This is a genomic window from Sphingomonas sp., from assembly GCF_048594985.1.
Classification (GTDB): domain Bacteria; phylum Pseudomonadota; class Alphaproteobacteria; order Sphingomonadales; family Sphingomonadaceae; genus Sphingomonas_I.
Genome location: NZ_JBMDXG010000246.1, coordinates 1 through 10638, shown reverse-complemented (window position 1 = coordinate 10638; position 10638 = coordinate 1). Strand labels below are relative to the sequence as shown.

Genomic DNA, 10638 nt, shown 5'->3' with positions numbered 1-10638 from the left:
TCATTTCTCGGTCGCGCCAAATAACGGCAGTTCCAATGAATCGGTTTAGGGTCCGGCATTCGTGGGCTTATCATGTACCGGAGCGACCCCTTATTGACGGCCGGATCGATCGATAGGTGCTAATCCTGAATTGATGCTCGGCGTATAGCGACAAGGTTGGATAGCAATCCTTCCATCTCCGCCAGCGGCACCGCATTGGGCCCATCCGACAGCGCCCGCTCCGGCTCGGGATGCGTCTCCATGAACAGGCCCGATATGCCGACCGCGACCGCGGCGCGCGCCAGCACGGGCACGAATTCGCGCTGCCCGCCGGAGCTTTTGCCGTTGGCGCCCGGCAGCTGCACCGAATGCGTTGCGTCGAACACCACCGGACATCCGGTCTCCCGCATGATCGCCAGGCTGCGCATGTCGACGACCAGGTTGCCGTAACCGAAGCTCGTCCCCCGCTCGGTCACCATGACGGAGCCTGTGTCGTGCCCTGCAGCCACGGCCGCCGCCCGCGCCTTGTCGACCACGTTGGCCATGTCGCCCGGCGCCATGAACTGCGCCTTCTTGATGTTGGCGGGCCTGCCCGACGCCGCGACCGCCTCGATCAGGTCGGTCTGGCGCGCAAGGAAGGCGGGCGTCTGCAGCACGTCGACCACCGCCGCGACGGGCGCCACCTGCGCCACCTCGTGCACGTCGGTCAGCACGGGCAGACCGGTCTCGGCGCGCACCTTCTCCAGGATGCGCAGCCCCTCGTCCATGCCCGGCCCGCGGAACGACGTGCCCGCGCTGCGGTTGGCCTTGTCGAACGAGCTCTTGTAGATCAGCAACAGTCCGAGCCGCTCGGCGATGCCCTTCAGCGTCTCGGCCACCGACAGCGCCATCTTCTCGGATTCGATCACGCATGGACCGGCGATCACGAACAATGGCTCGGCCAACCCGATCCGGCGGCCGCACAATTCCCAACTCGCCTGCGTCATTGCGTCAGTTCAGGCCCCTTGCCAGCAACGCGGCCTCGATCGGGGCGACGTCCTCCGGATTGTTCAATTCCCACAGGTCATAGTCGGGCGCCGCCACTTCGACCAGCCGCACCGCCACGCCGTTCTCGAGGAAGCGGAGCTGCTCCAGCCCCTCGAGCAGCTCCAGCCGCCCCGGCGGCAGCGCGGCATAACGGTCGAGCGCGGCGCGGCGATAGGCATAGACCCCGACGTGGAGGAACACCGGCGCGTCCACATCGCCGATCCGGCCTTCGGGCACGTGCGGGATCACCGCCTTCGAAAAATACAGCGCATCGCCATTGGCCGCGCCGACCGTGGTCGTGCCGCCCACCCGACCCGCCTGCTGGTCGGCGAGCAGGCGGCGATGCACCTCGGGCGTCGCGCGCATCGCGGGCGTCGCGACCGCGATTCCCGCATTGTCGCGCATCGCGGCAAGCAGTTCCGACACGTAGAAAGCGGGCGTCAGCGGCGCATCGCCCTGCAGGTTCACGACCACGTCGATGTCATCGAGCCCGCTTACGGCGGCGCAGCGCTCGGTGCCGTTGCGGCATGCCTCGGGCGTCATTGCCACCTCCGCGCCGAAGCCGCGTGCCGCCTCGGCGATGCGCGCATCGTCGGTGGCGACGATCACCCGCGCGACCCCCGCAACCGCACTCGCCGCTTCCCAGCTCCGCTGGATCAGCGGCTTGGTGCTGCCGTCGGGTCCCGTCAGCGGGACCAGGGGTTTGCCGGGGTAGCGGGTGGATGCGTAGCGGGCGGGGACGACGATCGCCGCCCTCATGCCAGCCCGAGCCGCAGGAAATCGTGCACGTGGACGATGCCGACGGGGTAGCGTGCGTGCGGATCCTCGACCGCGAACATCGCGGTGATCTTGTGCTGGTTGAGGATGTCGAGCGCGTCTTCGACCAATGTGCCCGGCGCGATCCACACCGGGTCGCGGGTCATCACGTCGGCGGCCGTGGCCTCGAGCAGCGAATCGAGATGGCGGCGCAGGTCGCCATCGGTGATCACGCCCATCAGCGCGCCGTTCGCATCGACCACGCCCGCCATGCCGAAACTGCGCGCGGTCATCGTCACGATCACGTCGCGCATCGAAGCATTCGCGGCAACCAGCGGCATCGTGTCGCCGCGATGCATGATCGCGGCGACGCGCATCAGCCGCCGTCCGATCGTCCCGCCCGGGTGCAGTTCCTCGAACCCGGCGCGCGACATGCCGCGCGCGCGCATCGCGGTCATCGCCAGCGCATCGCCCAGCGCCATCATCATCGCGGTCGAACTGGTCGGCGCAAGGTTGGCGGGGCACGCCTCGTCGACGCGCGGCATCACCAGTTTCACGTCGGCGTGGCGCATCACCAGGCAGTCGGCACGCCCGGCGATCCCGATCACCGGCAGGCCCAGCCGCGTCGCGTGCGTCAGGATCGGCTGCAACTCCGCCGTCTGGCCCGAATTCGACATGGCGATCAGCCCGTCGCCGGCCATCAGCATGCCGAGGTCGCCATGCGCCGCCTCGGCGGGGTGGACGAAAGTCGCGGGCGTACCGGTCGAGGCGAGCGTGGCCGCAACCTTGCTCGCGATATGCCCCGATTTGCCGATCCCGGTCGTGATGACGCGCCCACGAAGGTCGAGGATCGTCGCGACCGCCTCGGAAAATTCCTCGCCCAGGCTGTTTGCCAGCAAGGCGAGCGAAGATGCTTCGGTGGAGATAACTTCGCGCCCGTAAGCGGCGACATCGGTCGTTGCGGCCGCAACCACGCGGCGCGGAAGCTCAGCTGCCCCCATTCTCATCCCTGTCTTCATGGCAGTCTTCCCGCCTTTAATCGGCGCTCAACGCGTTTGGCACCCTTTTGTTTCACGAAAATCGATCTCTTTTTAACCCCCTGGGGCGCGGCCGGCCCCGTTCACGACACATGCCGCCGGCGGGTCGCGATCGCACCCCCCCCCGCCGCCGGCTTGTCGCGGCGTATCCGCGCGTTGCGCGGTAAGCGCATCGCGACTCCCGATTTGTGCCGGCTCGACAGGTGCACCGAATCGAACGCGATCTCGAGCACCAGGCTCTTCGCGACCTCCCGCACCGGGCCGAAACGCTGCACGGTGTTGGTGCGCACGAACCGGTCGAGCCAGCGCAATTCCTCGTCGGTGATCCCCGAATAGGCCTTGCCGACGGGCAGCAATTCGCCGCCCTCCTCGGGCGGGGCGGTCCAGCAGCCGAACGTATAGTCCGAATAATAGCTCGACCGGCGGCCATGCCCGCGCTGCGCGTACATCACGACGCAGTCTGCGGTCAGCGGGTCGCGCTTCCATTTGTACCACAGTCCCGCGCGCCGCCCGGCGACATAGGGGCTGTCGCGGCGCTTGAGCATCATCCCCTCGATCGCGGCGTCGCGCGCGCCGGCGCGGATCGCCTCCAGCGCGTCGAAATCCGCCGCCTCGATCACCGCCGACAGGTCGAACCGGTGCGGGTCGAGCACGCCCGCAAACGCCTCCAGCCGCGCGCGCCGCTCGCTCCAGCCGAGCGCGCGCACATCCTCCGTCCCGTCGAACAGGATGTCGTACAGCAGGACGAAGGAGGGATAGTCGCTCCGCATCCGCGCCGACACCGCCTTGCGGCCCAGCCGCTGCTGGAGCGCGTTGAAGCTCGCCGCGCCCGCAGGTTCGATTCCGCCGCCCTGCGTCTCCCCCTTCACCAGCAATTCGCCGTCGAGCACGCCGTCGCGCGCGAACGCCTCGGCCACGTCGGGGAAGCTGGCGGAAATGTCGTCGCCCGCGCGGCTGTAGAGCCGCGTCTGCCCGGCGGTGCGGACGATCTGGACGCGGATCCCGTCCCATTTCCATTCGGCGGCATAGTCGGCCAGATCGACGCGCAGATCCTCCAGCGGATGCGCGAGCATGAACGGCCGGAATACCGGCACGTCGGCGGGCGTGGGCTGCGTGCCCGTGCCCTCGCCCCATGCGAACAGCGGCAGGTAGGGCGGGCGCAGCCCGTGCCACACCTCCTCGACCTGATCGACGTCGAGCGCGAACGCCTGCGCCAGCGCGGTCTTGGCCAGCCGCGCCGACACACCCACGCGCAACTCGCCCGTCGCCAGCTTGAGCAAGGCGTAGCGCCCCGACGCGTCGAGCTGGTCGAGCATGCCCGCCAGCGCGCGGGGCGCCTCCGCCCGGCCGAGCGTGGTCAGCCGGTCGATCACGGCGGAGATGCGCAAAGTGCCCGCGTCGATCTCGGGCGGCACCCCCTCGGGCTTGGGCCACAGCAAGGCGGTGGTCTCGGCCAGATCGCCGACGAAGTCGCGGCTCATCGCGAACAGCACCGGGTCGATCCGCTCCTCGACCAGCGCCTTGATCGCCGATGCCTTGACCCCCGGCAGGTCGAGCGCGCCGGTCAGCGCCGCCATCGCCCAGCCCCGGTCGGGATCGGGGGTCGCGCGCAGATAATCCGCGATCAGCTTCAGCTTGGCGTTGCGCGATCGGGTGTAGACCAGCCGGTCGAGCAGTTGCGAAAAGTCGCGCATCGGCCCGTAACGAAAAAGGGCGGCACCTAGTGCCGCCCTTTCGTCTTTCGCCTGATCGGTCGGATCAGGTCACCGCCCGTCCGGCCAGCAGCGCCAGGACGAGGAAGACCACGAACAGCGCCACCGCGATGAAGAACAGGATCTTGGCGATGCCGACGAACGCGCCGCCGATCCCGCCGAAGCCCAGCGCGCCGAGCACCAGTCCGACCACCAGGAAAATGAGCGCCAGCTTGAGCATGAAACCAACTCCTTCCGGCACTCAAACACGGTCGGGGCGCGGCGCGTTCCCTCGGCCGTCCGCACAGGCGCGGCCGATCGCGCTTACGCCTTGCGGCTCGCCTCGAACAGGAACCAGGCGCGCTCCTCGGCCTGGTCGGTCCATTCGTCGACGATCCCGCTGGTCGCGTTGTCCTTGGCCTCCTCGGCCTGTTCCTTCACGGTGCGGAAGCTTTCGACCAGCTTGAGATTGTCGTCGCGCAATTCGGCCAGCATGTCGGCGGCGCTGACGAACTCGGCGTCATTGTCCTTGATCGTCTGGCGGCGCGCGATGTCGCCGATCGAGCGCAGCGTGACATTGCCGGTCTTGCGCACGCGCTCGGCGATCGCGTCGGTCACGCCCAGGATCTGCGTCGCCTGGTCGTCGAGCATCAGGTGATAGTCGCGGAAATGCGGGCCCGACACATGCCAGTGCAAGTTCTTGGTCTTCAGGTAGAGCGTGTAGCAGTCGGCCAGCGCCGAATTGAGCGCGTCCGCCACGCTCGATACGGCGTTGGACTGCAGGTCGGTCGGGGTCGCGAGCTTGGGGGCAGGGGTGTCCGCCATGGATCTGTCTCCTGAAAACGGGGTTCGACGGTCTAACCGCTGACTACACATTTGGTGTCAGACGCGGGCGTCAATAATCCCGATCACGCTGATCGGCGAGACCGTTCAGGCGGCGAAACGAACCCCGATCGTCGCGAGCAAAGCGGGCGTCGCGTCGGGCGCGCCGCCGCATCCCGCCGCCATCGCCAGCGCGTCGAGCCAGGACTGGAGCGGTGCCGCGCGGCCCTGGCGGCGCAGCGCGTCGGCCAGTCCGTCGGCCATCGTCGCGGCGGGCAGGAAGCCGTCGCGCGCCGCCTGCCGCCGCAGCCGGGCGATCCGCGCACAGGCCTCCTCGGTGTCCAGCCGGCGGATGTCGCGGGCCAGCGCCCCGATCGCCTGTTCGAGGTCCGCTTGTGCTACGCCCGTTTCTGCCGCGCCTGCCTGCATGGTGTCGAACTCCGCCGATCCTGGATGCCACGATGGCATGCCGTGGTTACCGCGCGATTAAGACGGCGCTGTTGCAGCAGTGCCTTGACTTCCGCGCGCGCAGGCGGCAGAGGGGCGTGGTTTGGAGCGGCGGCGACGCCGCTTTATTTTTTGGGGCGCGCCCGCCGGCCGCCGTTCAGATAAAACAGGAATTCGGGTCATGGCGAAGCCGACCACCGTCAAGATCAAGCTCGTGAGCTCGGCCGATACCGGCTTCTTCTACGTGACGAAGAAGAATCCGCGCAACCAGACCGAGAAGATGTCCTTCCGCAAATATGATCCGGTCGTGCGCAAGCACGTCGAGTTCAAGGAAGCCAAGATCAAGTAATCCGCCCCCGGCGGATCGCTGCGGCCCTCTCGGGGTCGGCACGGGGCGGCCGATGGCCGCCCTTTTTGCGTCCGCCCGCGAATCGGCGCGGGATCGCACCGCGCGACCGTCCGTACCGGCCGCGCGGGCGCTCGCGTCACAGCGTCTGCATCATGCTCCCGCTCGGCACTATCGGCTGCAGCACGATGTCGGCGACCGCCGCCTGCCACACCTCGACCGCGACCTGATATTCCGGATCGTCGACCATCGTCTTGAAGACGGACCGGCGCGGATATTGCACCAGCAGGACGGCGTCCCAGCTCCGCGCCTCGCCGGTGGTCAGCACGGGCAGCCCGTCGCCGCCGAACAGGATTTGCGCGCCGTAGCGGGCCAGGATCGGCCTCACCATCCGCAGATAATGCAGATAGGTCTCCCGGCCGTGATCGGGCACGAACTGGAGGAGGTTCAGCATCACGACGGGAGAATCGTCGTCTCCCGCCAGGAAGGTTTCGAAAGCGGCTGGGGATAAAGCGGACATTCATGATCCTTTCGACGGGGCACCGGACGTAGGTGCGCCGCGCGCTGGATAGGGCGTCGGCGTGCCAGAAACTGTCAGGATGGAGCGCCAGTCGCGGTCCTGCTGCCGCCAGCGCGCGACGAGCGCCTGACGCCGCCCGGGATAGCGCTCGTCCAGGATCGCCCGCACCTCCACACGGTCGACGCGGAAATGGCGGAAGGCGGACCGCGCTTCGCACCATGCGGCCAGCAGCCGCACGTCGTCGAAATAGACGATCGCGATCGGCCAGATGACGCGCTCCGACGCCGCGCCCTGCGCATCCTCATAGCCGATCGCGACCTTGCGCTGCCGGCGGACGGCGTCGCGCAACGCCGCCGCCTGCGGGGGATCGGCGCTCTCGGATCGCGACGCCGCCGCCACCAGAGCGGGCGGCTCGTGGCCCGTCGCGGCGTCCGCGCTTCGGGCGGACAGGATCTTCCCCAGCGCGCTCTCGCTCGATCGCGCCAGGCTCGGGTCGGCGCGCTCGCGCACCCAGCCGAGACCCAGGATCAGCACGTCCAGCTCCTCGGGCGAGAAGGCGAATTGCGGAAGGAAGAAGCCCTCGCGCAATGCATAGCCGATGCCCGCCTGCCCCTCGATCGGCGCCCCCAGCGCGCGCAATGTCTCGATGTCGCGGTAGATGCTCCGCTGCGAGACCGCGAGCTCGCAGGCGAGATCGAGCGCCGTGACCGGCATCCTGCGGGCGCGCAGGACGCCGATCAGTTCGAACAATCGGCTCGTTCTCGACACGGGCGGGGTCCTGAAAGGCCTAACATTAGGTCGCGCGGTGGACCCTAGGCCGCCGCCCAGCGGCGTTCCAGATTCGGCGCGGTCGTCAGGCTCGACGGAAGCGGCGCGGAGGGCGGGGGCGCCAGCGCGGCCTGCGCCAGATAGCGGATCGCATTGACCATGCCCGAATGCGAGAAGGGCTTGGCGATGACGCCGTGCGCGCCCGCAAAATCGTCCGGGATCTTCGATACGTTGGCGGTCACGAACACGATCAGCGCGTCCGGCCAGCGTTGCCGGATCAGTTCGGATACCTCGATCCCGTTCGATCCTCGCGCCAGATGCAGGTCGACGAAGGCGAGCTGAGGGCGGATGTCGGCGGGCAAAGCCGCGACCTCTTCCAGACAGGCCGCCTCCGCCAGCACGCGGTGGCCGCTATCCTCGACCATCGCCTCGATATCCATCGCCAGCAGCATTTCGTCCTCGATGATCAGGACGTCCATCGCCTCGGTCATCGCGCGGCCTCGCTGCGCGGAAAGGTGATCGTCACGCAGGTGCCGGGCTTGTGGTCGCTCCAGGTCGCCTCGGCCCTGGCCTGTCGCGCCAGCCGCGTGATGAGCGCGGTGCCGATGCTCTTGGTGCGTTTCACCGACTGGATGCCGGGGCCGTCGTCGCAGATCCGGATGATGCCGCGATCATCCTCGTCGGCGACCAGCACGGTCATCGTCCCCGCGCGGCCTTCGGCAAAGCCGTGCTTGATCGCGTTGGTCAGGATTTCGTTCAGGATCAGCCCCAGCGCCGATGCGTGCGCGGCGTCGATCATCAGCGGCCGCGCCTCGATCGTCAGCGCGATGTTCGTGCGTCCGCTCGATCCGACCACGTCGCGCGCCAGGTTCGCGGTGAAGCTGCCAATGTCGAAAGTGGCGATGTCCTGCGACTGGTAGAGCTGGCGGTGCACGACCGCGAGCGCGTCGACCCGCTCCAGCATGCTGTCCAGCTTGGCGGAGATGGCCGGGTCGTCGATCGTGCGCGCCTGCAGCCGCAGCAGCGATCCGATCATGGTCAGGTTGTTTTTGACCCGGTGATCGACCTCGTGGAGCAGCAACGTCTTGGCGTCGAGCGCGGCGCGCAGGTCCGCCGTGCGCCGCTCGACCTCGCGCTCGACCAGTTCCTTCTGGTCGTGGATGATCTGCTGCGCCTCGACCCGATCGGTCACGTCGAGCTGCGACGCGAAGAAGAAGCGGATCACGCCCTCCGTGTCGCGCACCGGCGACAGGTACAAAGCGTTCCAGAAGGTCGATCCGTCCTTGCGGTAATTCAGCAGGTCGACCCCGACGTCATGCCCCGCGTCGATCGCCTCGCGCACCTGCGCGATCGATGCCGGGTCGGTGTCCGGCCCTTGCAGGAAGCGACAGTTGCGCCCGATGATCTCCTCGCGCGCATAACCCGTAAGCTCCTGGAACGCGACGTTGCAGAACACGATCGGATTGTCGGGTTGCGCCGGATCGGTGATGACCATCGGCATGCGCGTCGCGCGCACCGCCGCGGCGAACGGATCGCCCCGGCCATGCTTGTAATCGAGCTTATCGGTAAGGTGCCAGTCGTCGCGTTGTCTCAAGGTCTTCATTCCAGCGAGCGCCGGATACAGGCCTCACGCAAATTCGTAACGACATGCGTCCGATCCGGTTCCCGGAAGACGGGTTGACGCTGCCGTGGACAGGCACGGGATTGGCTTTCGCGCCTCGCCCGCTAAGAAGCGGCCATGCCCCATCTTCGGCTCGGCACACGCGGCTCGCCGCTCGCGCTCTGGCAGGCCCATGCGGTGGCCGACGCGCTGCGCGCCGCGCATGGATGGGGCCGTGCGGCGATCGAGATCGTCACCGTCCGCACCACCGGCGACAAGGTGCAGGATCGCGCGCTCGCCGAGATCGGTGGCAAGGCCTTGTGGACCAAGGAGCTCGATCGCGCGCTGCTCGACGGCGCGATCGACCTCGCCGTCCATTCGATGAAGGATGTCGAAACCTTCCGCCCCCCCGAAATCGCGATCGCCGCGATGCTGCCGCGCGCCGACGTGCGCGACCGGCTGATCGGCGCCGAAAGCCTCGCCGCGCTCCCGCCCGATCCGCGCGTCGGCACCTCCTCGCCACGCCGCGCCGCGCAGGTCCGCCGCGCGCGGCCCGATGCCCGGATCGAGCTGTTTCGCGGCAATGTCGACACGCGTCTGCGCAAGCTGGCCGAGGGCGCGGTCGATGCCACCTTGCTTGCCGCCGCCGGGCTCGATCGGCTCGGACGCGGCCATATCGGCACCGCGCTCCCGCTCGACGGGATGCTGCCCGCGCCGGCGCAAGGGGCGGTCGGGATCGAGGCGCGCGCCGGCGACGATCGCACGCGCGCCCTGCTCGCCGCGATCGACCATGCGCCGACCAGCGCCTGCGTCCATGCCGAACGCGCCTTCCTCGCCGGCCTGTCCGCCGGCTGCCATTCGCCCGTCGCCGCGCTCGCCGAACCCGACGGCACGATGCTCCGCCTGCGCGTCGAAATCCTCAGCGAGGACGGCGCCTTGAGCGAGAGCGGCGAGGCCAGCCTTGCCCCCGGCGACGCGGCGGTGCCCGTCGCGCTCGCGCGGACCCTGCTCGATCGCGCGCCCGACGCGCTCAGGCGGCTGTTCGCGGCGTGAGGCCGCTGCTCGTGCTGCGCCCCGAACCCGGCGCGGCGGCGACGCTGGCGCGCGCGGTCGCGGCGGGGTTCGATGCGGTCGCCGCGCCGCTCTTCACGGTCGCCCCGATCGCGTGGGCGCCACCCGACCCGCGCGACTTCGACGCGCTGATGCTGACCAGCGCCCATGCCGTGCGCCTCGCCGGGCCGGCGCTCGCCCGCTTCCACCCCCTGCCCGTGTTCGCGGTGGGGGAGGCGACCGCCCTCGCCGCGCTGTCGGCCGGCTTTGCGCGGGTCGAGGCGGGGGCGGCCGATGCCGCCGCGCTGGTCGCGCGGATGGCGGGGGAGGGGGTGGCCCACGCGCTCCACCTCGCCGGGCGCGAGCATCGCCGGATCGACGACGCACCCGTCCGGCTGACGCGCGTGATCGTCTACGGCGCCGATCCGGTGCCCGTGCTGCCGGCCGCCGCGCGCGCCGCGCTCGCAACGGCCGCGAGCGCTCAGCGTCATTCTCCCCGCGGGGGGGCGGTGCTGGCGGATCTGGTGGCGCGCGCCGGGATCGATGCCGGCGCGCTGCGCGTGGCGGCGATCAGCGCGTCCGCCGCGCGCGGCTGG

The 10638-nt window shown here is 69.2% G+C and carries 14 protein-coding genes; 3 read left to right on the top strand and 11 right to left on the bottom strand.

Features of this window, described 5'->3' with window-relative positions; all coding sequences use genetic code 11:
- Nucleotides 1-119: 119 nt before the first annotated feature.
- From kdsA to ACOJSF_RS09840, 7 genes are all read right to left on the bottom strand, one after another.
- Nucleotides 120-965, bottom strand: coding sequence for a 3-deoxy-8-phosphooctulonate synthase (gene kdsA / locus ACOJSF_RS09870; protein ID WP_420142038.1), 846 nt, complete (start codon nt 963-965; stop codon nt 120-122).
- 4 nt (nt 966-969) lie between these two features.
- The gene (locus tag ACOJSF_RS09865; RefSeq protein WP_420142037.1) at nt 970-1764 is read right to left on the bottom strand and encodes a 3-deoxy-manno-octulosonate cytidylyltransferase; all 795 of its coding nucleotides are present in this window, start codon (nt 1762-1764) and stop codon (nt 970-972) included.
- Nucleotides 1761-2762, bottom strand: coding sequence for a KpsF/GutQ family sugar-phosphate isomerase (locus ACOJSF_RS09860; protein WP_420142036.1), 1002 nt, complete (start codon nt 2760-2762; stop codon nt 1761-1763). Before ACOJSF_RS09860 ends, ACOJSF_RS09865 begins: the two co-directional genes overlap by 4 nt.
- A gap of 119 nt (nt 2763-2881) precedes the next feature.
- On the bottom strand, nt 2882-4492 hold the full coding sequence (locus tag ACOJSF_RS09855; RefSeq protein ID WP_420142035.1) for a cisplatin damage response ATP-dependent DNA ligase: 1611 nt from the start codon (nt 4490-4492) through the stop codon (nt 2882-2884).
- A gap of 64 nt (nt 4493-4556) precedes the next feature.
- Nucleotides 4557-4730, bottom strand: a complete 174-nt coding sequence (locus tag ACOJSF_RS09850; protein WP_420142034.1) for a DUF1328 domain-containing protein — start codon at nt 4728-4730, stop codon at nt 4557-4559.
- A gap of 83 nt (nt 4731-4813) precedes the next feature.
- Nucleotides 4814-5314, bottom strand: a complete 501-nt coding sequence (locus tag ACOJSF_RS09845; protein ID WP_420142033.1) for a Dps family protein — start codon at nt 5312-5314, stop codon at nt 4814-4816.
- Nucleotides 5315-5419: 105 nt separating this feature from the next.
- Nucleotides 5420-5779, bottom strand: coding sequence for a hypothetical protein (locus ACOJSF_RS09840; RefSeq protein WP_420142032.1), 360 nt, complete (start codon nt 5777-5779; stop codon nt 5420-5422).
- Nucleotides 5780-5939: 160 nt separating this feature from the next.
- Here ACOJSF_RS09840 and rpmG point away from each other — a divergent pair, with 160 nt between their 5' ends.
- Nucleotides 5940-6107, top strand: coding sequence for a 50S ribosomal protein L33 (gene rpmG, locus ACOJSF_RS09835; RefSeq protein WP_066799250.1), 168 nt, complete (start codon nt 5940-5942; stop codon nt 6105-6107).
- Nucleotides 6108-6243: 136 nt separating this feature from the next.
- Here the strand turns inward: rpmG and ACOJSF_RS09830 are convergent, their stop codons facing one another.
- The 4 genes from ACOJSF_RS09830 to ACOJSF_RS09815 are packed head-to-tail and all read right to left on the bottom strand — an operon-like array spanning nt 6244 to nt 8995.
- Entirely contained in the window at nt 6244-6624 is a 381-nt protein-coding gene (locus tag ACOJSF_RS09830; RefSeq protein WP_420142031.1) for a DUF1330 domain-containing protein, read from the bottom strand.
- Nucleotides 6625-7392, bottom strand: coding sequence for a helix-turn-helix transcriptional regulator (locus tag ACOJSF_RS09825; RefSeq protein WP_420142030.1), 768 nt, complete (start codon nt 7390-7392; stop codon nt 6625-6627).
- A gap of 44 nt (nt 7393-7436) precedes the next feature.
- Nucleotides 7437-7883, bottom strand: a complete 447-nt coding sequence (locus ACOJSF_RS09820) for a response regulator (RefSeq protein WP_420142029.1) — start codon at nt 7881-7883, stop codon at nt 7437-7439.
- Entirely contained in the window at nt 7880-8995 is a 1116-nt protein-coding gene (locus ACOJSF_RS09815; RefSeq protein ID WP_420142028.1) for a histidine kinase dimerization/phosphoacceptor domain -containing protein, read from the bottom strand. The genes ACOJSF_RS09820 and ACOJSF_RS09815 overlap by 4 nt, the downstream gene beginning before the upstream one ends.
- Nucleotides 8996-9130: 135 nt before the next feature.
- Between ACOJSF_RS09815 and hemC the strand changes: the two genes are divergently transcribed.
- Both hemC and ACOJSF_RS09805 read left to right on the top strand, forming a co-directional pair.
- Entirely contained in the window at nt 9131-10045 is a 915-nt protein-coding gene (gene hemC, locus ACOJSF_RS09810; RefSeq protein WP_420142027.1) for a hydroxymethylbilane synthase, read from the top strand.
- On the top strand, nt 10042-10638 hold a 597-nt coding region (locus tag ACOJSF_RS09805; protein ID WP_420142026.1), incomplete at its 3' end, for a uroporphyrinogen-III synthase. The genes hemC and ACOJSF_RS09805, both read left to right, overlap by 4 nt.

Excerpts from the sequence above, each read along its gene's own strand:
- rpmG (WP_066799250.1), top strand. The coding sequence starts at position 5,940 with ATGGCGAAGCCGACCACCGTCAAGATCAAGCTCGTGAGCTCGGCCGAT.
- ACOJSF_RS09830 (WP_420142031.1), bottom strand. The coding sequence starts at position 6,624 with ATGTCCGCTTTATCCCCAGCCGCTTTCGAAACCTTCCTGGCGGGAGAC.
- ACOJSF_RS09820 (WP_420142029.1), bottom strand. The coding sequence starts at position 7,883 with ATGACCGAGGCGATGGACGTCCTGATCATCGAGGACGAAATGCTGCTG.
- kdsA (WP_420142038.1), bottom strand. The coding sequence starts at position 965 with ATGACGCAGGCGAGTTGGGAATTGTGCGGCCGCCGGATCGGGTTGGCC.
- ACOJSF_RS09840 (WP_420142032.1), bottom strand. The coding sequence starts at position 5,779 with ATGCCATCGTGGCATCCAGGATCGGCGGAGTTCGACACCATGCAGGCA.
- ACOJSF_RS09860 (WP_420142036.1), bottom strand. The coding sequence starts at position 2,762 with ATGGGGGCAGCTGAGCTTCCGCGCCGCGTGGTTGCGGCCGCAACGACC.
- hemC (WP_420142027.1), top strand. The coding sequence starts at position 9,131 with ATGCCCCATCTTCGGCTCGGCACACGCGGCTCGCCGCTCGCGCTCTGG.
- ACOJSF_RS09815 (WP_420142028.1), bottom strand. The coding sequence starts at position 8,995 with ATGAAGACCTTGAGACAACGCGACGACTGGCACCTTACCGATAAGCTC.
- ACOJSF_RS09850 (WP_420142034.1), bottom strand. The coding sequence starts at position 4,730 with ATGCTCAAGCTGGCGCTCATTTTCCTGGTGGTCGGACTGGTGCTCGGC.
- ACOJSF_RS09855 (WP_420142035.1), bottom strand. The coding sequence starts at position 4,492 with ATGCGCGACTTTTCGCAACTGCTCGACCGGCTGGTCTACACCCGATCG.
- ACOJSF_RS09845 (WP_420142033.1), bottom strand. The coding sequence starts at position 5,314 with ATGGCGGACACCCCTGCCCCCAAGCTCGCGACCCCGACCGACCTGCAG.
- ACOJSF_RS09865 (WP_420142037.1), bottom strand. The coding sequence starts at position 1,764 with ATGAGGGCGGCGATCGTCGTCCCCGCCCGCTACGCATCCACCCGCTAC.